This window comes from Pseudomonas sp. LBUM1652 (assembly GCF_059716105.1).
Genome location: NZ_CP166804.1, coordinates 5,895,490 through 5,915,849 on the forward strand (window position 1 = coordinate 5,895,490; position 20,360 = coordinate 5,915,849).

Below are 20,360 nucleotides of genomic sequence, written 5' to 3' on the forward strand. Positions count from 1 at the left end.
AACCGCGAAGAATACGTTAGCCATCAAAACGCCGCCAGCGACGTCTATCGGCTCATACAAAGTAGCTCAATCGACACAATGGGTTGTCCCCGCGCGATGCATTGCATAGGCTTGCGCGATTGTTCGCCCGCGCCTGACGCGAGCCGCCTCGAGGAGACTGAAAATGGGCCTGAATAACCAGTGGATGCAACGCGATCTCGCGGTGCTGTGGCATCCCTGCACCCAGATGAAAGACCACGAACAGCTGCCGCTGATCCCGATCAAGCGCGGCGAAGGCGTCTGGCTCGAAGACTTCGAAGGGAAGCGCTACCTCGACGCGGTCAGCTCCTGGTGGGTCAACGTGTTCGGCCACGCCAACCCGCGAATCAACCAGCGCATCAAGGATCAGGTCGATCAGCTGGAGCACGTGATTCTCGCCGGCTTCAGCCATCAACCGGTGATCGAGCTGTCCGAGCGTCTGGTAAAGATGACGCCGCAAGGCCTGAACCGGGTGTTCTACGCCGATAACGGTTCGTCCTGCATCGAAGTCGCGCTGAAAATGAGCTTTCACTACTGGCTCAATCGCGGCCAGCCAAACAAGAAGCGCTTCGTTACCCTGACCAACAGCTACCACGGCGAGACCATGGCGGCGATGGCAGTCGGTGACGTGCCGCTGTTCACCGAAACCTACAAAGCCCTGCTGATGGACACCATCAAGGTGCCGAGCCCGGATTGCTACCTGCGCCCCGAAGGCATGAGCTGGGAAGAACACTCGCGCAATATGTTCGCGGCGATGGAACAGACACTGGCTGAGAATCACGACAGCGTTGCAGCCGTGATCGTCGAACCGTTGATCCAGGGCGCCGGCGGCATGCGCATGTATCACCCGGTGTATCTCAAGCTGCTGCGCGAAGCCTGCGACCGTTATGGCGTGCACCTGATCCACGACGAAATCGCCGTCGGCTTTGGCCGCACCGGCACCATGTTCGCCTGTGAACAGGCCGGCATCCGTCCGGACTTCCTCTGCCTGTCCAAGGCCCTGACCGGCGGCTATCTGCCGCTGGCGGCGTGCCTGACCACCGACGAGGTCTACAGCGCGTTCTACGACGACTATCCGACCCTGCGCGCCTTTCTCCACTCGCACAGCTACACCGGCAACCCGCTGGCCTGTGCGGCGGCGTTGGCGACGCTGGATATCTTCGAGCAGGACAACGTGATCGAGAACAACAAGGCGCTCGCCCAACGCATGGCGTCGGCCACCGCGCATCTGGTCGACCACCCAAACGTGTCGGAAGTGCGCCAGACCGGCATGGTGCTGGCCATCGAGATGGTCAAGGATAAAGCCAGCAAAGAGGCCTACCCTTGGCAGGAACGTCGCGGCTTGAAGGTGTTCCAGCATGCGCTGGAGCGTGGCGCGTTGCTGCGTCCGCTGGGCAGCGTGGTGTATTTCCTGCCGCCCTACGTGATTACCCCGGAGCAGATCGACTTCCTCGCCGACGTCGCCAGCGAAGGCATCGACATCGCTACGCGTGAGAGCGTCAGCGTGGCGGTGCCGAAAGATTTCCATCCCGGTTTCCGTGATCCGGGCTGATTGGATTGATGGTTTGACTAGAACCCTGTGGCGAGGGGATTCATCCCCGATGGGTGGCGAAGCCGCCCCAATCCCTGATCGCACTTTTCAACTGAAGAACTCGGTTGCTGATTTTGGGGGCGCTCCGCGCCCCATCGGGGATAAATCCCCTCGCCACATAAGCTCTGTACCACAGCGACTATGAGCCATTTTTTAGAGACCCGAAATGAGACTGTCCCGCTTCTTTATCGACGCCCCGCTGAGCACCGGCCAACACGAATTGCCGGAAGCCCAGGCGCATTACATCAGCCGCGTGCTGCGCATGGCCGAGGGCGATGCGGTGCAGATGTTCGACGGCTCCGGCCATGAGTTTCGCGGATCGCTGGTGGAAGTCGGCAAAAAACGCGTCGTCGTGCAGATCGACGAACAACTTGCCGGTCAGATCGAATCGCCGCTGCAAATCCACCTCGGCCAAGGCCTGTCCCGTGGCGAGCGAATGGACTGGGCGATTCAGAAAGCCACCGAACTGGGCGTCACTGAAATCACCCCGATCTTCAGTGAGCGCTGCGAAGTGCGCCTGAAGGACGAACGCGCCGACAAACGCCTGCTCCACTGGCGCCAAGTGGCGATCAGCGCTTGTGAGCAATGCGGGCGCTCGCGGGTGCCGGTGATTCATCCGCCGGTGCTGTTGGCAGACTGGATCAAGCAGACTGAAGCTGATCTGAAGCTAGTACTGCATCCAGTGGCTGAGCCGATGGTGAGCCATGCAAAACCTTCGACACTGGCGTTCCTGATCGGGCCGGAGGGTGGGTTGTCCGATGCCGAGGTCGAGCAGGCCAGGGGCAATGGTTTCCATGCTGCACGCCTCGGACCGCGAGTGTTGCGTACCGAGACCGCGCCGGTGGTTGCACTGGCGGTGGCCCAGCAACTTTGGGGTGATTTCTAGGGCGCCATCGCTGGCAAGCCAGCGATTAGTCGCACCTCGGTCTACAAGACGTAAAACATAATCGCCACAAAGTGCAGCAAGCTCCCGGCAATCACAAACAGATGCCAGATCCCGTGCGCATGCCGCAATCGGTGATCCAGGGCAAAAAAGATAATCCCCACGGTGTACAAAACCCCGCCCGTGGCCAGCCAGGCGAAGCCGGTGGTGCCCAGTGCCGCCAATAACGGCTTGACCGCCACCAGCACAATCCAGCCCATCACCGCGTAGATCACAATCGACAGAATCCGCGCCTCGGAGCGCGGTTTGATCTCTTGCAGAATGCCGATCAGCGCCAGCCCCCAGACAATCCCGAACAGCGTCCAGCCCCACGGCCCGCGCAGGGTCACCAGACAGAACGGCGTGTAACTCCCGGCGATCAGCAGGTAGATCGAAAAGTGATCGACCTTCTTCATGATCGCTTTCTTGCGCCCGCGCACGCTGTGGTACACGGTCGATGCGCTGTAGAGCACCAGCAAGGTAAAGGCGTAAATCGCCACACTGACAATCTTCCAGGGACTGCCATCCAGACAGGCAATCACCAGCATCCACACCCCACCGATAAAAGCCGCCACCGCCCCGACCAGATGCGTCCAGGCGTTCAATCGTTCCCCGTGATACATGTATCGCTCACCTCAAATTCGTTACCGCAGCGCGCAAGGCTCGGGCCTTGAGCGTAAAAGCGCAATGTTTCCGTTAAACACGATCCCTGTAGGCGCTGCCCAAGGCTGCGATCTTTTGATCTTCCGTGCACAATCGGCCGACATAAAAAAGAGTCCGCGCCATGTTGATCGACGAAGAGTTGACCCTGAAAAAACTCGAGGTGTTCCTCGCCTTCATGCGCACCGGCAATCTGGCCCGCGCCGCTGCGGAGTTGCAGACCAGCAATGTCAGCGTGCACCGCGCGATTCATTCGCTGGAAAGCGCCCTGCGCTGCCCGCTGTTCAAACACGAAGGGCGCAACCTGACGCCGCTGGAAAGTGCCTATGTGCTAGAAGAACGCGCACAGAAGCTGATTCAGGACGTAGTCGAAAGCGTGCGCCTGACCCGCGAAGCCGCCGGGTTCTCCGCTGAACGCTTCAAACTCGGTTCGCTGTATTCGCTGACCGTGAAGACCGTGCCGCAACTGATCATGGGCCTGAAGATCCGCCGCAGCCAACTCAACATCGACCTGATCCTCGGCTCGAACATCGACCTGCTCTACAAGCTGAAAAACATGGAAGTGGACGCGATCCTGGTGTCGCTGGACGACAGCATCAACGACCCGGACTGCGAGCAGATTGCGCTGTTCTCCGACGACATCTTCCTCGCCACGCCAGCGGACTCAAGGTTCGCTCAGCGCAGTGAAGTCGATCTGGCAGAAGTTCGCGACGAAACCTTCATCACCCTGACCCAAGGCTTCGCCACCCATCAGGACGGTAACCGGGTGTTCAAGCAGGCTGGGTTCGAACCGAAGGTGGCGATGCAGGTGAACGACATTTTCACGCTGCTGAGCATGGTCAGCTCCGGCGTGGGTTATGCGTTGCTGCCAGGAAGGATTGCGGCGGTGTATGAGAACCGGGTGAAGCTGATTCCGTTGCAGGAGAAGTACCGGTTGCAGCAGCACATTGGCGTGGTGTTTCTGAAGGCCAAGGAGCGCGATCCGAATTTGCTGGCGTTGCTGGCGGAGTGTCGGATGTATGCCAATCGGCAGGCTTGAGACCGTGTCGTCTCCTTCGCGAGCAGGCTCGCTCCCACAGTTGGAATGCATTTCCCTGTGGGAGCGAGCCTGCTCGCGAAGGCGTCAGCCCAGACGACTCAAAACCCGAACCTAGCCAACAATCGCGCGAACAATAAAGAACAACAACGAAGGCCCAAGCAGGCACCCAAGCCCGGTGTGGAACGTCGCCGTCAGCGCCCCATAAGGCACCAACCGCCGATCCGTCGCCGCCAGCCCGGCAGTCACACCACTCACCGTCCCGGCCAACCCGCCAAACACCATCGCCGAACGCGGGTTATCCAGGCCCATCCAGCGCGCCGCGACCGGCGTGCCGACCATCACCAGAATCGCCTTGATCAACCCGGTGGCAATCGACAGCGCCATCACATCCGAACTCGCACCAATCGCCGCACCGGTCACCGGGCCAACGATGTAGGTCACCGCGCCAGCACCGATGGTGGTCATGCTCACCGCATCGCGATAACCAAACGCCCAGGCCATGCTCGCGCCGACAATGAACGGCAGGATCGTGCCCAGCAACAACGCAATCACCCCGATCATCCCGGCCTTTTTCGCCTCGGTCGCCTGCACTTCAAACGCGGTGGCAACAATCGCGAAATCACGCAGCATTGCCCCGCCCATCAGGCCGATGCCGGAGAACAGCGTCAGATCCGCCAAACCTTTCTGCCCGCCCGTCATGGTGCCGCCGACCCACGCCAGCACCAGACCGATGACGATGGCAATCGCCGAGCCGTGAATGCGTCCGAAGGTCAGGCGCTTGGAGAGAACCACCGACACCCACATGATCACGCCGACAAAAGCGAAGGCAGTGATCAGACCGTTATGTTCCAGACCTTTTTCGATGAGATCCCACATATCAGCGACCCCCTACCGGCGTGCCGACCGGGGAGATTTCCGCCGGTTCGTCGGGCAACGGTTCGCCCTTGTGGGTGCGGCTGATCAAGGCAATCGTGCAACCACAAATCACCACCGAACCGATCGCCGCCAGCACCGCCACCGGGCCGCCGTGCAGCGCGGTGACGACGTTCTGTTGCGCGGCCATCGCCACCACCACCGGAATGTACATGGCGCCCCAGAAGCCGACGCCCATCTCGCACTCCTTGGTCATGCCGCCGCGTTTCTGCATCCACAACCGCGCGCAGATCAACAGGATCATCGCGATGCCGACCCCGCCGACGTTGGATTTGACGCCCAGCAACACGCCGAGCATGTCGCCCATGATCACCCCTGCCAGCGTACAGATCGCCAACAGCGCCACACCGTAAATAATCATTGTTGTAGTCCTCAAAGTGCATCGTCGAATGTTGTTTTTGTTGTTCGAAGCTTGAGTCGGCGTTTTAGGTTCGGCGGCTTCCCTCCTCACGCAACAGCGCCTGCAAGGTGTCGAGGCGAGCACTGTCGAAGGCAGTGACGGTACCTTGCTCGAACACCCGGCGCGCCAGCCCGGTCAGCACCGCACCGGGCGGCAGTTCGATCTGTAGCCGCACGCCGCGCTCGTAGGCGCTTTGCACGGTGCCGCGCCAATCCACGATGCGACACATGTTGTAAGCGAGGTCGTCGCGCAGGGCATCGACCTTGATTACCGGGCGCGCGCGGCTGCCGCTCAGGTAGGCGATTTTCGGGGCTTGCAGTTGTACTTTGGCGAAGGCTTCGGCGAGGGTTTGCGCCGGTTTTACCAGCAGCGGACAGTGCGACGGCACGCTGACCGCCAGACGTTTCGCCAGACCCGCGCCACGGCTGCGCGCGAGTTCGGCCACCGCTTGCATCGCCTTTTCGCTGCCGGCAATCACCACCTGGTTATCGGCATTGATATTGGCCAGATAAACCGGCGTTTCGGCGCTGTGAATTTGCGCCAGCAACGTTTCGACGGTGGACAGTTGCAGACCGATGATCGCGGTCATGCCAAAGCCCTGTGGATAAGCCTGTTGCATCAACTCACCGCGCAGGCTGACCAGATGCAGCGCATCACTGAAGCTCAAGGCCCCGGCCACCACCGCTGCGGGGTAAGCACCGATGGACAGGCCGGCGACATAGTCCGCGTTCAAACTGTCCTGCAACAACTGTCGCGAAGCCGCGACACCGGCGATCAGCAGGCAGAGCTGCACTGCCCTTGTACTGCGCAGCGCTTCGGCAGAATCAAGCAGCAAGACATCTTCACCCAGCACATCACTGGCCTCGGTCAACGTTTCCCGAGGCAAACGCTGGAGCATGCCCGGTTGCTGTGCGCCCTGACCGGGGAACACCAACAGACTGCTCATGCTGCCTGCTCCTGCGGGTTCCACGGGTCTACTACCAGACACGCCTGATGCGCGTTTTTCAGCAGCACCCGCGCCGAAGTGCTGGCCCATTCACGCAGGGCTACGGCGCCGAACGGCGTCTGCAATTGCATGTCGACCCGGCACACTGCCTGATCGAAAAGCGCCACCAGTTTGCGCGCCTGATTGCGGGTCATCAGTTGCGGTGTGCGCAGGATCAGATCGAGATCGCTGCCCTCATGCATCGCCGCAAAACCACTGGCCAGTTCAAATCCGGCACTGCCGCTGACGCCCCAGATCCAACCGCAATCATCGAGCATCGGCCGCAATTGCTTGAGGGCGCACATGGCCGGCAGATCACGTTCACTGTCGACCCGACACAGCGCCTCGGGGCTGACACGACAGCCAATCGAATCAAGCGCCATGAACGCCGCCAAGCGCTGCTCGCGTAACACACCGCGCACGCCCACTGCCACGAAACCCTCAGCACTTAACGCACGGCGCACCACCACCGGTTGCCCGGCGCTGAGCGACTCGACTGCCCACTGCGGCGCATCCGCCGGTAGCTGCGCCGGGGTCATGCCCCAGAGCAGATCGTGGGCCAGAGGCGTATTCACCACTGCGCCCTCAACAGTTCACGCACGCGACTGGACGCTTCACGATTTTTAGCACCGAGGCGACCGCTCAAATCATTGCCAGTGACATCGCTGATGGCTTGCTTCAAGCACTCGGTCACTCGTGTCAGATCCTCGGCTGTCGGCTGTTCGATCTGCTGCACCGACAGGGTTTCCCAAAGCAGCCCGAGGCTGGCGTAACTGTCGATGTCATAGGCCATCGGCGGCACGCTGGCGGCCAGTGCTTCGAGTTCTTCGACGCTGCGCAAAGTCACCCGCGCCGCCGATGCTTTGCCCATCGCATGCACCATCACGCCGGGATCACGCAGGGCTATCAAGCGGTTGGCCTGATAGCCGTGGGCGAGAAACGCACCGGACATGGCTTTGCCCACCAGCAGCGCAATCACCGGATGCCCGGCCAGGCGTGCGCGGGCATAACTGTCCGCCGCACCGGCCAGCGCCTGATGAATGCCGAGGGCTTCTTCGCGACGGCCGTAGGCCTGGCTCGGTACATCGACGATGGCAATCAGTGGACGCTTTTGCGGTTTGTCGCGGTCAGCGTTGATCGCATCGTCGACGGCTTTGGCCAGGCCCCAGCCTTCCAGCAACCCGACTTCGCCGTTACGGGCACGGGGGAAACGGTTGTCAGGGTCAGCGACCACGGCGATAAAACGCCCGAGTTCAGCATCGGCAACCTTCAACGAGGGCGGCAAACCTTCTACAGCTTTCGCGCACGCGCTCAACGCGTTGAACCAGTTCAAACCGCGCAATGAATAACCACTCATGAGCGCTCTCCTTGATACAGATCGCGAACCACCGAAGGCTCGATTTGCTTGTCAGTGTCCAGGCTGGCCAGCCGTTGCAGGAACCACTCGGCCCGCTGACTTCGCGGTTGCGCTGGCAAGCCTTGTTGCAGCAACTCGCCGACCTGCTGACGAATCTGCGCCACATCATCGGCGGCAAACCGATCCACCAAGCCACTGGCAAAACGCTGCTCGCCACCGGTCAGGCTCCAGATAAACGGCCGGTCGCGGGAGTCGTATTCCTCGATCCCGGCTTCCTGCTCGATCACCTGCGGGCCATTCAGGCCCAGGCGTGCTTCCTGGGTCACCAGCAAATAGCTGCACAGCGCAGCGGCAATCGACATGCCGCCGAAGCAACCAACACTGCCTGCCACTACACCCACCACCGGTTGGTATTGCTGCAAATCGACAATCGCCGCATGAATATCGGCAATCGCCGCCAAGCCGAGATTGGCCTCCTGCAGCCGCACACCGCCGGTTTCCAGAAGCAATACGGCGCGGGTCGGAATGCCGTTGCGGTTGTCCTCGGCGGCCAGTTCCAGTGCACCGGCAATCTTCGCCCCGCCGACTTCGCCAAGGCTGCCGCCCTGAAACGCGCCTTCGATGGCCGCGATCACCACCGGCAAACCGTCGAGGCTGCCCTTGGCGATCACCACACCGTCATCGGCTTGCGGCACCACGCCCTGGCGTTCCAGCCACGGCGACATGACGCGTTGAAACGGGTCGAGCAATTCGCGGAAGGTGCCGGCATCAAGCAAGGCTTTCGCCCGTTGCCGCGCGCCGAGTTCGACGAAGCTGTGTTTATGGAGAAGCGCTGCGCTGTCAGTCATGGCCGATCTCCTCGAAACCTTGTTCCAGGCGCAAACGCACCACACCCGGCGTCGCGCCGAAATCGTGGATATCGATGGCCATGGCTGGCGGCGTGGTGCCGTCGAACATCCGCGCAAACAGATGCTGCCAGCGCAGCTGTGCGCCGTTGGCCGAGGTTTGCACGTTGATCGTCAACTTGCCGGCCAGCCCCGGTTCGATCAGCACTTCCAGATCACCCGAGCCGACACAACCGACCAGCGCCCGACCGCGAGGCGGCTGCCCGGCGGGGAATTCAAACGATAGGGTTTCCATCAAAACGCTCCCTGAAAGGTGCCGTCGCACTCGATTCGGTCGAGCAGCAGCGTGGCGGCGAGCAAGTCGGCGGCGCCACCGGGCGAGGCATTCAATGCGATGAGTTGTTGATCGAGTTCATGCAGGCGCCGGCGACCGCTGAGGCTGGCGCTGCCGCCAGCATCAAGCACCGCTTGCGCGCCGTGTTGCATGGCTAGCAGGCCTTGTTCGCCGGCGCGGTAGAGCACGCAGGTGTCGGCCAGGTCAGTCATGATCGCGAGCAAGGCGTCGAGTCGGGCGTTCTGTTCGCCATGGCCGGCAGTGCGGCTTTTTTTCAGTTGCGGCAAGCCACGTTGCAGCACGGACGGGAAGCCGAGTTGCGCTTCCTCTCGGGCGCCGCGAGCGCCGTAACGCAGGGCGACTTGTGCACCGTGGCTGAGCGGACGAGGTGCAAAACGATCATCGAGCAGCGCCAGACGTGCAGCGCGCAGGGTGACGGCGTTGGCGCCCGTGGATTTCGCTTCGAGCGCGGCGGCGGTCACCAACAGGCCCAAGGCCCAGATTGCACCGCGATGAGTGTTCACGCCGTTGGTGGTCGCGAGCATCGCTTGCTCGCCTTCACGGCCGATGCGGCCAATGCTTTCACGCAGCGTTTGATTGATCTCGCCGACTTCAATGGCAGCTTCGGCCATCTCCTTGAACGCCGGCCACAACGACAGCGCCGAGGCGTGCATCAGGCCCAAGTGCAGATCGGTGTGCGCGCCGTTGCCACGACGGTCGACCAGCGCCGGTTTCGGCGACAGATCCGCTTCGTCGATCAACGCATCCACCGCCATGTCCGCCAATCGCTCGGCCAGGGAAATCGGTTTCGCTTGCAGGTTAAGTGCGTGCATTACCAGCTCCTGAATTTGGCGGGCGGGTTGTAGAGGCCGCCGGACCACTCGACCAGATCGGCCACGCTTTTCGCCGCCAGCAGTTCGCGGGTAGCGTCAGTGCGGCGGATGCCAAGGTCTTCGGGCAAGGCAATCAAGCCTTCGCGGCGCATGCGTTCGGTGTCTTTCGGGTTGTGGCGCAGGCCGATGGCGGTGACCCCGGCGACTGCAGCGATCATCGCCTGGCGCTCTTCCAGCGAACGCGCCTTGTACAGATAGGCGATGCCTTCTTCGGTGAGCAGGTGGGTGACGTCGTCGCCGTAGATCATGATCGGCGCCAGCGGCATGCCGCTTTTCTTCGCCACTTCCACCGCGTCGAGGGTTTCGACGAAGGTCGGTTTGCCGCCCTCCTGGAAGGTCTCGACCATTTGCACCACGAGTTTCTTGCCGCGTTCGAGCATCGGTTGCGGCGAGTCGTCGTGGCGCATGTCCAGCCATGCCGGCGTGCCGTGACGGCGGCCACGCGGGTCATGGCCCATGTTCGGCGCGCCGCCGAAACCGGCGAGACGGCCACGGGTGACGGTCGAGGAATGGCCATCGCCATCAACCTGCAACGTCGCGCCAATAAACAGATCCACCGCGTATTGCCCGGCCAGTTGGCAGAACATCCGGTTGGAACGTAGCGAGCCGTCGCGGCCGGTGAAGAACACGTCCGGGCGCGCGGCGATGTAGTTTTCCATGCCCAGTTCGGTGCCGAAGCAATGCACGCTTTCGACCCAGCCGCTCTCAATCGCCGGGATCAACGTCGGGTGCGGATTGAGCGTCCAGTTGCGGCAGATCTTGCCTTTGAGGCCGAGGGATTCGCCGTAGGTCGGCAGGATCAGTTCGATGGCCGCTGTGTTGAAACCGATGCCGTGGTTGAGCGACTGCACGTTGTGTTTTTCGTAGATCCCGCGAATCGCCATCATCGCCATCAACACGTGGACAGGCTTGATGTGCCGTGGGTCGCGGGTGAACAGCGGTTCGATGTAGAAGGGCTTGTCGGCCACCACGACGAAATCGACCCACGATGCCGGAATATCCACACGGGGCAATTCGCTGACGTCGTCGACCAACTGGTTGACCTGGACGATGACGATGCCGTCGCTGAACGCGGCCGGTTCGATCAGCGCCGGGGTGTCTTCGGTGCTCGGGCCGGTGTAGATGTTGCCGGCGCGGTCGGCCATGAAACCGGCCGAGAGCACGACGTTGGGGATCAGGTCCACCACCAGCCGGGCGTAGAGTTCGATGTAGGTGTGGATCGCGCCGATTTCCAGCAGGCCGTCTTCAAGCAACTGGCTGATACGCAGGCTCTGGGTGCCGGCGAAGGAGAAATCGAGCTTGCGGGCAATGCCGCGTTCGAACAGGTCGAGGTGCTCGGAGCGGCCGACGCTGGGCATGATCATGTGCAGGTCGTGGAGCTTCTCGGGATCAGCCTTGGCCAGCGAGCGAGAAAGGAAGTCTGCCTGCTTCTGGTTGTTGCCCTCCAGCACCACTCGGTCGCCGGGATGAATCAGCGCTTCGAGCGCGGCGACGATCTTGTCGGTGGGCAACACCACACCGTCGGCCAGCCCGCGCACCTTGTCGAGGCGACGCTGCTTCTCGTCACGCCGCCGCGTCCAGCGCGAGTCGGGGGAAATTGTTGTTGTCATGCTCACTCCACGGGGTTCGCTGTCGTGGAGCTAAGTTAGGCGTGTGGGGTGGAGGCATCAATCAAGCGCGGTGGTGATTCATTACGCTCAGCGTAATGGTTCAGGCCCTCTTCGCGAGCAGGCTCGCTCCCACAGGGGATCTGTGTCGTACACCTGATCTGTGTTCACTGGTGATCCAATGTGGGAGCGAGCCTGCTCGCGAAGAGGCCAGTCAGACCACTAAAAACTCTGGATCAGTGGACCAGGCCCGCCTCCACCAACAACTGCTCAAGTGCTAACAAATCCGGCACCTTCGCCACTTGCTCCCCCACCTGCACCGCCGCCTGTTCCAGCGCACACAACGGCACATCGACATAGCTCAATTGGCTATCGAGCTTGTAAGACCGAGGAATCCCCTGCACCAGCAACGCAATGAATTTCAGCTGCGGCAAGCCACCCAGCGCATTGAGAATCACAATCCGCGCTCGCTCGCCAATCACCACTTTCTGCCCACACGCCGACTCGAAACTCAGCAACGGAATCTGCCGCTCGCGCCACATGACGCGCCCCAGATACCACGGCGGTGTATCCAGATCGAAGGCGCTGGCCTGATAGTCGATCAGCTCGGCCACCGCGACGTTGGGCAAGATCAGGTTACGATCCGCCAGCGGCAGCAGCAGCCCGGTGAGTTGGCTGGTACGCGCGTTGTGGCGGCGCTCATGCATGTTTCTTGCTCCAGTGGGCAATGCTTTCGAGCAGCACCGATTCCTGATACGGCTTGCCGAGGTAGTCGTTGACGCCGATGGCCATGGCGCGGTCGCGGTGTTTTTGCCCGGTGCGCGAGGTGATCATGATGATCGGCAGGTGTTGCAGGCGCTCGTCGTTGCGCACTTGAGTGGCGACTTCGAAGCCGTCCATGCGCGGCATTTCGATGTCGAGCAGCATCAGGTCGGGCATGTGTTCTTCGAGCAGGAGCATGGCGTCGACACCGTCCTTGGCGGTCAACACGTTCATGCCGTGGCGTTCGAGTAAACGACTGGTGACCTTGCGCACGGTGACCGAGTCGTCGACCACCATGACCAGCAGCGGTTTCTGCGGTTCGCAGTCGATATCCGGTTGAATCGGATACTGCGCAACCGGTGCCTGCATCGCGCGGATCGGCGCCAGCAGATCAAGAATCAGCACCACCCGGCCATCGCCCAGAATCGTCGCGCCGGACACGCCCTGCACCGCCGCGAATTGCGCGCCGAGGCTTTTGACCACGATCTCGCGCGTCCCTGCCATGGTGTCGACCTGCACCGCGATGCGCCGGTCGTTGTACTGCACCAACAGCACCGGCAACGGCAGGCTCTGGCCCAGCAGTTTCGGGCGTGGCGCGGTTTTCAGCAGCTCGCCCAAGTAGCACAGCTCATAGCGTTGGCCGCCATATTGATAGCTCGGTGGATCAAGACGGAAATGCCCATCCAGATCATTCGGCAACACGCGGACGATGCCGTCGATGGTGTTCAGCGGAATCGCGTATTGATCCTCACCACACTGCACCATCAACGCACGGTTGACCGACACGGTGAACGGCAGGCGAATGCGAAAATGCACGCCCTGCCCCGGCACCGAGTCGATGCTCATGCTGCCGCCCAACTGGCGGACTTCTTCATGCACCACGTCCATGCCGACGCCACGCCCGGAGATCTGGGTGATTTTTTCGGCGGTGGAAAACCCCGGTTGGAGGATGAACTGCAACACATCGCGGTCGCTGATTTCGGCGTCCGGCGCCAGCAAGCCACGTTTGATTGCCTTGTTCCGCACCGCTTCCAGCGGCACACCGGCACCGTCGTCGCGGATGTCGAAAACGATGTCGCCGCCCTCGCGGGACAGCTCGAGGCTGATCTGCCCTTGCGCCGGTTTCCCCGCCGCCAGCCGCACCTCGGTGGACTCCAGACCATGGTCGACGGCGTTGCGCAGCATGTGCTCCAACGGTGCGGCCATGCGCTCCAGCACGTTGCGATCCATCTCGCCTTCGGCGTTGCCGACGACGAAAGCGACGTCTTTGTTCAGCTCTTCGGCAACCTGGCGGACGATGCGTTTGAGGCGCGGCAACATCCGTTCGAACGGCACCATGCGCGAGCGCATCAGGCCTTCCTGCAATTCGGTGTTGATTCGCCCTTGTTGTTGCAGCAGGTTCTCGGCGTCGTGGTTGCGGCGGTCGAGGGTTTCCTTCAGGTCGAGCAAGTCGGAGGCGGATTCGAACAGCGCCCGCGACAGTTGCTGCAACTGCGAATGGCGATCCATTTCCAGCGGATCGAATTCTTCGTAACCGAGGCGTTCGCCGTCGACTTGCTGACGGCTGAGGATGCGCCCCTGGGTTTCCGTATCGAGGCGGCGCAACTGATCACGCATACGCTCGATGGTGGTTTCCATCTCGTTGAGCGCGACTTGCGCGTCGTTGACTTGCTGTTCAATGCGTCCACGGAAAATCGAGGTTTCCCTGGCCAGATTGACCAATTCGTCGAGCAGTTCGGCGGAGACTTTGACCATGTCCGCGCCGGCGTCGGCGGACGGTGCTGCGGTCTCGGTTTTAACCGGCAGCGGCAGCAACGGCGGCGCTTCAGGCGTCACGGGATGACTGAAGTTCTGGATCGCATTGATCAACCGATCCGCCGGCGGACACGGTTGCCCGGCGCGCACGCCATCGAGCATTTGCGCCAGTCGGTCATGGCCGCGCTGCACCAGCGCGAACAATTCGCCAGACGCTTGCAACGAGCCGGCGGAGAGACTTTCGTAAAGGTACTCCAGCTCATGGGCGAGGTCGCCGATCGGGCCGATCTCGACCATCCGCGCGCCGCCCTTGAGGGTGTGCAGGTCGCGCAGCAGGGTTTCGACTTCCTGACGGTTGCCCGGCTCAGCCTGCCAGCGCAGCAGCGCGGCGCCGGAGTTCTCGATGATGTCGAAACCTTCTTCGAGGAAGATCTCCAGCAACTCGGGATCGTGCCCGGCACCTTCGTGATCGACGGCAGGTTGCGTCGTTTCGGCAGGGGTCGGCGAGCCTTGGCGTACCTGCCGAAGCGCTTCGATCAGATCCTCTGCCGGCTCCAGCGGCTGATGGTTTTGCAGTTGCTCAAGCAGCCGGGTGAAACGCTCATGGCTCTTGTGCAACAAGCGACCAAGGGCTTCGCTGTGGCTGTAGCGACGATCGACCAGACCTTCGTAAAGGCTTTCCAGCTCCTGGGCCAGATCGCCGACGGCGTCGACTTCGGCCATGCGCGCACCACCCTTGAGGGTGTGCAAATCACGCTGCAACGAGGACAGCGGCGCGGCGTTGTCCGGGTCGCTCAGCCAGCGCTGCAAGGCTTGCTCGGCGCTGTCGAGAATGTCCACTGCCTCTTCGAGGAAGATCTCGACGATTTCGTCGTCCGGCTCCTGGGCAGCGCTGGTTTGCGAAAGCTCGGCGGTGGCCGCGCCCAGTTCGCGGATGCTCAAGGTGCGGCTGCCGTCGCTGCGAATCAGGCCCATGGACGAGGGGTCGAGGCTTTCGTCGAGCAGATCATGCAAGGCGCGAATGCGCTCCGGCTGCGGCGTGACTTCCTGGCCGGCGGCCAGTTCGTCGAGCATGTTGATCAGCGCTTCGTGGGCGTACTGCGCTTCCTGGAAAAACCGGTCGCTGACCGCCAGGCTGCTTTCTTCCACGGCGCCATAGAGATCGAGCAAGGCTTCGCACAGAACATCCACCGGCAGCAGATCCGCCAAGTGCGCGCCTTCACCGAGGGTGGTCAGCTCATCCAGCAACGCGCTGAGTTCCTGGCGTTCGCCGGGGTGTTGCTGCCAGCGCTGCAAAAGGTTTTCGGCGTCGAACAGGATGTCCATGCCTTGGGCAAGGAAGTTGTTGATCAGTTGCGGATCGTGCTTGATCCGCAGGCCAGTGTTCGGCGCATTGAGGATCGCTTCCAGACGCTCGCCGAGCAGCGCATCGGTGCGTTTGATCAGCGACTGCGCGCCGACAATCGGCGCCAGCGGATCATGCTTGAGCTGGCGCAAGCCGACACGGAACAGCCCTTCGGCTTCGAGCAGCAACTCGACTTCATCGAGATCGAGCGGCAACTGATGGGCCTTGAACTCTCGGGCCAATTGATCAAGCGATGCCGCCAGTTCGGCAATCGGCAACACACCGGCCATCGACGCGCTGCCCTTGAGGGTGTGCAAAGCGCGCTGCAACTCGTCGCTGGCCGGCAGCGGAACATGCTCGGCCGCTTGATCGAGGAAGCGGTTGAGGCTGGCGAGGTGGGTTTCGGCTTCGTTGCGGAAGATCTCCAGCAACAGCGGATCGAGCGCCGCAACGTCATCGACGTCTTCGGCAGCCAGCGGTTCGTCACCCTTGGCCAAGGCATGGGCGCGCGCCGCCAATTGATCGACATCGCTGCGCTGACGCTGGCTGTTGGTGGCGAATTCGCTGACCAGTTCCGGCAGCAGCAACACCGTGTCGGTGAGTAATTGCGGCACCACGGCGCCGGGTTCGACGCTGTGTTCCAGCACGCGATTGAGCAGATTCTCCACCGCCCAGGCCAGTTCACCGAGGATCAGCGCACGCACCATGCGCCCGCTGCCTTTCAAGGTGTGGAAGGCGCGGCGCAGCTCTGTCAGCGCGGCGCGATCCTGCGGATTGGCCGTCCAGCGCGGCAGGTATTCGTGGAGAACCTCAAGTACCTCATCGGTCTCTTCGAGGAACACTTCGCGCAGTTCGTCGTCCACCGGTTCTTCATCGGCCGGTGGCGGCATCAGGCTGCCGGGTGTGACCACGGCGGGCGGATTGATCGCCGGCACCGGGCTGGCCAACACATCGGCCAGCGACTGCACGATGTCCGGGTCGTCCAGCGCCTGCAGGTCCTGCATCACCAGTGCTTCGCTGGGGCTGAGCACGTCATCGAGCACTGGCACACGCTGTTCGCCGGGCTGCTCATTGGCCTCTTCGTTTGCAACATAACCGAGACTGGCGAGGCTCTTCTGCGCGACATCCAGCAGTTGTTCGCTCGGCGCCAGCGGGTCATCGCTCAAGCGTTCAAGGTAATACTCGAGGCTGGTGATGACGTCGGCGAGGTTGTCCAGTTGCTGCCAGCCTGGTTCGTGCGGATCGAGCAGCAGATGTTCGCGGATGAAACCGTTGCAGGCCTCGACCAGATTCGCCGCACGACTCAGCGGAATCATCGCCAGCGCCCCGCGCACCTGAGTCAGCAGTTCTGGCAGCGGTTGCAGTTGCTGGCGGTCCCAGTCGGCGTCGATATAGTCGACGATCATGTCCTTGGCCTGTTGCAAGCAGATGCGCGCTTCCTTGATCACGATCTGATGAATCTGCGTCAGGTCGGTGGTGGGCAGGCGCGAGTCTTCGGGGCTTTCCGGCTCGACGGTGCCGACCATCCCGGCGAGTGTCGCTTCGACGTAGAGCAAGGCGCCGGCAACGTCCATCAGGATGGCGTCGTTGGGTTCACGCTGGCCTTGGACAAGGCTGAGCACCACCGCCAGTTGATCGATGATGACCTTGCGCGGCTGGCCGAAACCGAGCACCGCGAGGGTGTCGGCGATCTGCCGCAACGGCGCCAGCAGGCTTTCCAGGTCCGACGTGTGTTGGCGGTCGCTGCGCACGAACAGGTCGAGGCGTTCCTTGACCCGCACCAGTTCTTCGCACAATGCCGCCAGCACCGAGCGCATCGCATCGCGGTCGGGGCCGGCCAGGCGCGCGCGTTCTTCATCGACCATCGCGCTGTCGGGTAAGGCGTCGTCCAGGGAGTAGCGATCTTTCATGGTCAGCATCTGCCTGGTGGGATGTTCGGCTTTGGCAATATAGAACAACAGGCTTTTCAGAAGCTCTGGCGGGGGCGGCTGATTGAGGCCCGCCATGCCTTGTTCGAGCAGGCGCTTGAGTTCCTTGTCGGCGTCCTTGAACAGGCTGCGCAGTGCCGGGCTGTTGGCGATCACGCCTTCGCGCATACCTTCGACCAAGGCGGATGCGACCTGCCACAACGGACTTAACGGGGCGTCACCGCTCAGCGCTTCGAGACGGGTGAAGACTTTCGCCAGATAAGCCAGGTGCGTCTGGTCATCCTGCTCACGCAGCAAACCGACCAGCGCCATTTGCAGCATCTGGCGTAACTTGCGCAGCACATTCGGCAGCTCTGCCGGTTCCAGCAACGCCAGCGCTTCTTCGCCAAGCGGCGGCAGCTCGGGCAGTTGCGGGCTGAACAGGCTGGTTTCCGACAGCAGGCTTTCGCCGCGAGCGCTGCGCAAATCATTGAGCAGCGGCAGCACGACCAGCGGAAGATCACGGCGGGCGCTCTGTACGCGGTCGAGGTAGATCGGTAATTGCCCCAAGGCTTGCAACAGCAAGTGCAGGGCTTCGTCGCGATGGCTGACGCGCCCCTGCTGCAAGGCTTCGACCAGATGCTCCATTTCTTCGGCGAGCAGCGCGGCGCCGTAGAACTCGACCATCTGCAAGCTGCCGTGAACCTGATGGATGTACGCCAGGCACTCGTCCAGCCCGCCGGATGCGTGCGGATCATCGAGCACGGTTTCAATCGCCTGATGCGCCAGTTTCAGCGTTTCGGCAATTTCGCCTTTGACCCACTCGAGGGCCACGTAGTCGTGGCGATCACCCATAACCGCTCCAATCACACTTTATCCGTCGACGACGCGGATGCCGCCGGCAAGGTGAACCCTGACACCGAACGACGCAACTGACTGGCCATTTTCGTCAGGTTGCCGATGCTCTCGGCGGTGGCCGTGGAGCCCGACGACGTTTGCGTGGTGATCTGCTGGATCACATTCATCGTCAGCGAGATCTGCCCGGCCGACGTCGTCTGCTGCTGCGCCGCGTTGGAGATGCTCTGAATCAGCGCCGCAAGGGTCTTCGACACGCCTTCGATTTCTTCCAGGGCCACCCCGGCATCCTGCGCCAGCCGCGCGCCGCGCACCACTTCGGTGGTGGTCTGTTCCATGGAGATGACCGCTTCGTTGGTGTCGGTCTGGATCGCCCGCACCAGCGTTTCGATCTGCCGAGTGGCGGCGGACGAGCGCTCGGCCAGCCGTTGTACTTCGTCGGCGACCACGGCAAAACCACGCCCGGCATCGCCGGCCATCGACGCCTGAATCGCGGCGTTGAGGGCGAGGATGTTGGTCTGGTCGGCAATGTCGTCGATCAGGCTGACGATATCGCCGATTTCCTGCGACGACTCGCCTAGACGCTTGATGCGTTTGGCGGTGTCCTGAATCTGTTCGCGAATGTTGTCCATGCCGTGGATGGTGTTGTGCACCACCTCGTTGCCTTTGTTGGCGATTTCCACGGAACGCTCCGCTACCGCCGAGGACTCGGCGGCGTTGGCCGAGACTTGATCGATGGACTGGGCCATATCGTTGATCGCGGTCGAGGCTTCGGAAATCTGTTGGGCCTGATGTTCCGAGGCCTGAGCCAGGTGCATGGCGGTGGCCTGGGTTTCCTGCACGGCCGCCGCGACCTGGCCGGCGGTGAGGTTGATGGTCGCCACCAGATCGCGCAGTTGATCGACGGAATAGTTGATCGAGTCGGCGATGGTGCCAGTGAAGTCTTCAGTCACCGAGGCGGTCACGGTGAGGTCGCCGTCGGCCAGATCCTCGATTTCATCGAGCAGACGCATGATCGCGTTCTGATTGCGTTCGTTCTTCTCGGCGGTCTCGCGCAACTGGCGATTGGTTTCGCGGACCATGACCAGACCGATCAGGATGATCGACGCCAGCGCCAGCAAGCCGAGCACGTAGCCACCGATGGTGTCGGTGTTGCGCCCACCCGCGAGGTTTTCGAAACGGTTGGCCAGGTGCGAGGCTTCGTCGAGCAGGGTTTGCGAGAGGTTGAAGATGTTGCTGGCCGACTCGCGAACCTTGAACAGCTCCGGCGAGGTTTCGAGGATTTCATCGACAGAGCCGGAAACGAACTGGAACAGCTCGGAAATCTCACTCAGGCGCGCGCGGGCATCACGGTCTTCGACCTGACTGATCTTCAGCGCCGGGTTGCCCTGAAGCATGCCGTTGAGGACTTGGCCGAAGCGAGTGGCATCGCGGCCAAACGCATCGGCAGCCTGCTGCGAGTTTTCATCGCCGGCCAGCACGGTGTTCACCGCACCGAGGATGCGTTCGGCCAGCAACGATTGGCGCTGGGCCATCGCCACTTGTGCCGCCGGAGCGCCGCGCTGGAGCAGGATCTCGACGACTTTTTCGTATTCGATCTGCAACTGCGGCACGGTTTCGGCCAGGGTCGCGGCGACCTGATGCAGCGACAGCACGGTCTGTTCGCTGGAGAGAATGGCGTCGGTGTTTTTCAGCAAGCGTTCCCAGTCGAGCTGCACGGCGCGCATTTCCGGGCGCACGGTCGACGGCGCCGGGGGCAGGCCGGTGGCCGGGTCGCCCTTCTTCAGGTAACTCCAGCGCTGGGCGAAATCGTTGCGCGCATCGCTGAGCAACTTGAACGCGGCAGCCTTGCCGGCGGCGGCTTCAGTGGCGTTCTTGGCAATGCGTTGCGACAGCACGCGCAGCTCACCGGCGTGACCGATGTACTGCTTGTCGTAGTTCGCCTGGGTGTTGAGGTAAGCGAAGTTGGCAAACAGCAGCATGATGAACACGATCAGTGCGATGAACAGCACGATGATCTGCGAGCGACTGCGCGATCCTTCCGCCGGCTTGCCTGTTTTTGCTTTTGTCATCGGTCCTCGCCTATGAAACCTGCAACGGCCCACTGTGGGAACGAGCTCTGTGGCGAGGGGATTTATCCCCGATGGTTGGC

Annotated in this window: 16 protein-coding genes; 3 read left to right on the top strand and 13 right to left on the bottom strand. The window is 62.1% G+C overall.

The window, feature by feature from the left end:
- The first annotated feature begins 163 nt into the window (after positions 1-163).
- Together ACA069_RS26645 and ACA069_RS26650 are read left to right on the top strand one after the other, a co-directional pair.
- On the top strand, positions 164-1,570 hold the full coding sequence (locus tag ACA069_RS26645; protein ID WP_401269311.1) for an adenosylmethionine--8-amino-7-oxononanoate transaminase: 1,407 nt from the start codon (positions 164-166) through the stop codon (positions 1,568-1,570).
- 205 nt (positions 1,571-1,775) lie between these two features.
- Positions 1,776-2,495: a 16S rRNA (uracil(1498)-N(3))-methyltransferase gene (locus ACA069_RS26650; RefSeq protein WP_497615514.1), complete on the top strand. Its 720-nt coding sequence runs from the start codon at positions 1,776-1,778 to the stop codon at positions 2,493-2,495.
- A 41-nt stretch (positions 2,496-2,536) separates the two neighbouring features.
- Here the strand turns inward: ACA069_RS26650 and trhA are convergent, their stop codons facing one another.
- A complete protein-coding gene (gene trhA, locus ACA069_RS26655; RefSeq protein WP_489879333.1) occupies positions 2,537-3,154 on the bottom strand; it encodes a PAQR family membrane homeostasis protein TrhA in 618 nt (205 codons plus the stop codon).
- 161 nt (positions 3,155-3,315) lie between these two features.
- Here trhA and ACA069_RS26660 point away from each other — a divergent pair, with 161 nt between their 5' ends.
- Positions 3,316-4,230, top strand: coding sequence for a LysR family transcriptional regulator (locus ACA069_RS26660; protein WP_497615515.1), 915 nt, complete (start codon positions 3,316-3,318; stop codon positions 4,228-4,230).
- Between the two features lie 111 nt (positions 4,231-4,341).
- On the opposite strand, the gene madM is transcribed toward ACA069_RS26660, so the two are convergent.
- The 12 genes from madM to ACA069_RS26720 all read right to left on the bottom strand — a co-directional run bounded on the left by madM (position 4,342) and on the right by ACA069_RS26720 (position 20,280).
- A complete protein-coding gene (gene madM / locus ACA069_RS26665; RefSeq protein WP_401269319.1) occupies positions 4,342-5,106 on the bottom strand; it encodes a malonate transporter subunit MadM in 765 nt (254 codons plus the stop codon).
- 1 nt (position 5,107) lies between these two features.
- Complete coding sequence (gene madL / locus ACA069_RS26670) at positions 5,108-5,524, bottom strand: malonate transporter subunit MadL (protein ID WP_401269322.1); 417 nt, start codon at positions 5,522-5,524, stop codon at positions 5,108-5,110.
- Positions 5,525-5,588: 64 nt separating this feature from the next.
- Positions 5,589-6,509 carry a malonate decarboxylase subunit epsilon gene (gene mdcH / locus ACA069_RS26675; protein WP_497615516.1) on the bottom strand — a complete coding sequence of 307 codons (921 nt, stop codon included), beginning with the start codon at positions 6,507-6,509 and terminating at the stop codon, positions 5,589-5,591.
- Positions 6,506-7,126 (bottom strand): malonate decarboxylase holo-ACP synthase, encoded by a 621-nt coding sequence (locus tag ACA069_RS26680; protein ID WP_497615517.1) that lies wholly within the window; start codon positions 7,124-7,126, stop codon positions 6,506-6,508. Before ACA069_RS26680 ends, mdcH begins: the two co-directional genes overlap by 4 nt.
- Positions 7,120-7,905: a biotin-independent malonate decarboxylase subunit gamma gene (gene mdcE / locus ACA069_RS26685; RefSeq protein WP_497615518.1), complete on the bottom strand. Its 786-nt coding sequence runs from the start codon at positions 7,903-7,905 to the stop codon at positions 7,120-7,122. Before mdcE ends, ACA069_RS26680 begins: the two co-directional genes overlap by 7 nt.
- Positions 7,902-8,753: a biotin-independent malonate decarboxylase subunit beta gene (locus ACA069_RS26690; RefSeq protein ID WP_497615519.1), complete on the bottom strand. Its 852-nt coding sequence runs from the start codon at positions 8,751-8,753 to the stop codon at positions 7,902-7,904. The genes mdcE and ACA069_RS26690 overlap by 4 nt, the downstream gene beginning before the upstream one ends.
- Complete coding sequence (locus ACA069_RS26695; RefSeq protein WP_497615520.1) at positions 8,746-9,045, bottom strand: malonate decarboxylase subunit delta; 300 nt, start codon at positions 9,043-9,045, stop codon at positions 8,746-8,748. Before ACA069_RS26695 ends, ACA069_RS26690 begins: the two co-directional genes overlap by 8 nt.
- On the bottom strand, positions 9,045-9,917 hold the full coding sequence (locus ACA069_RS26700; protein ID WP_497615521.1) for a triphosphoribosyl-dephospho-CoA synthase: 873 nt from the start codon (positions 9,915-9,917) through the stop codon (positions 9,045-9,047). The genes ACA069_RS26695 and ACA069_RS26700 overlap by 1 nt, the downstream gene beginning before the upstream one ends.
- Positions 9,917-11,587, bottom strand: a complete 1,671-nt coding sequence (mdcA, locus tag ACA069_RS26705) for a malonate decarboxylase subunit alpha (RefSeq protein WP_401269338.1) — start codon at positions 11,585-11,587, stop codon at positions 9,917-9,919. Before mdcA ends, ACA069_RS26700 begins: the two co-directional genes overlap by 1 nt.
- A gap of 233 nt (positions 11,588-11,820) precedes the next feature.
- Positions 11,821-12,291 (bottom strand): chemotaxis protein CheW, encoded by a 471-nt coding sequence (locus ACA069_RS26710; protein WP_489879327.1) that lies wholly within the window; start codon positions 12,289-12,291, stop codon positions 11,821-11,823.
- Positions 12,284-18,208, bottom strand: coding sequence for a hybrid sensor histidine kinase/response regulator (locus ACA069_RS26715; RefSeq protein ID WP_497615522.1), 5,925 nt, complete (start codon positions 18,206-18,208; stop codon positions 12,284-12,286). Before ACA069_RS26715 ends, ACA069_RS26710 begins: the two co-directional genes overlap by 8 nt.
- Before the next feature lie 11 nt (positions 18,209-18,219).
- Complete coding sequence (locus tag ACA069_RS26720; protein ID WP_497615523.1) at positions 18,220-20,280, bottom strand: methyl-accepting chemotaxis protein; 2,061 nt, start codon at positions 20,278-20,280, stop codon at positions 18,220-18,222.
- Positions 20,281-20,360 lie beyond the last annotated feature (80 nt).

Coding starts and splice junctions, on each gene's coding strand:
- madL (WP_401269322.1), bottom strand. CDS start 5,524: ATGATTATTTACGGTGTGGCGCTGTTGGCGATCTGTACGCTGGCAGGG.
- mdcH (WP_497615516.1), bottom strand. CDS start 6,509: ATGAGCAGTCTGTTGGTGTTCCCCGGTCAGGGCGCACAGCAACCGGGC.
- mdcE (WP_497615518.1), bottom strand. CDS start 7,905: ATGAGTGGTTATTCATTGCGCGGTTTGAACTGGTTCAACGCGTTGAGC.
- ACA069_RS26660 (WP_497615515.1), top strand. CDS start 3,316: ATGTTGATCGACGAAGAGTTGACCCTGAAAAAACTCGAGGTGTTCCTC.
- ACA069_RS26650 (WP_497615514.1), top strand. CDS start 1,776: ATGAGACTGTCCCGCTTCTTTATCGACGCCCCGCTGAGCACCGGCCAA.
- mdcA (WP_401269338.1), bottom strand. CDS start 11,587: ATGACAACAACAATTTCCCCCGACTCGCGCTGGACGCGGCGGCGTGAC.
- ACA069_RS26700 (WP_497615521.1), bottom strand. CDS start 9,917: ATGCACGCACTTAACCTGCAAGCGAAACCGATTTCCCTGGCCGAGCGA.
- ACA069_RS26720 (WP_497615523.1), bottom strand. CDS start 20,280: ATGACAAAAGCAAAAACAGGCAAGCCGGCGGAAGGATCGCGCAGTCGC.
- ACA069_RS26715 (WP_497615522.1), bottom strand. CDS start 18,208: ATGGGTGATCGCCACGACTACGTGGCCCTCGAGTGGGTCAAAGGCGAA.
- ACA069_RS26690 (WP_497615519.1), bottom strand. CDS start 8,753: ATGACTGACAGCGCAGCGCTTCTCCATAAACACAGCTTCGTCGAACTC.
- madM (WP_401269319.1), bottom strand. CDS start 5,106: ATGTGGGATCTCATCGAAAAAGGTCTGGAACATAACGGTCTGATCACT.
- trhA (WP_489879333.1), bottom strand. CDS start 3,154: ATGTATCACGGGGAACGATTGAACGCCTGGACGCATCTGGTCGGGGCG.
- ACA069_RS26710 (WP_489879327.1), bottom strand. CDS start 12,291: ATGCATGAGCGCCGCCACAACGCGCGTACCAGCCAACTCACCGGGCTG.
- ACA069_RS26695 (WP_497615520.1), bottom strand. CDS start 9,045: ATGGAAACCCTATCGTTTGAATTCCCCGCCGGGCAGCCGCCTCGCGGT.
- ACA069_RS26645 (WP_401269311.1), top strand. CDS start 164: ATGGGCCTGAATAACCAGTGGATGCAACGCGATCTCGCGGTGCTGTGG.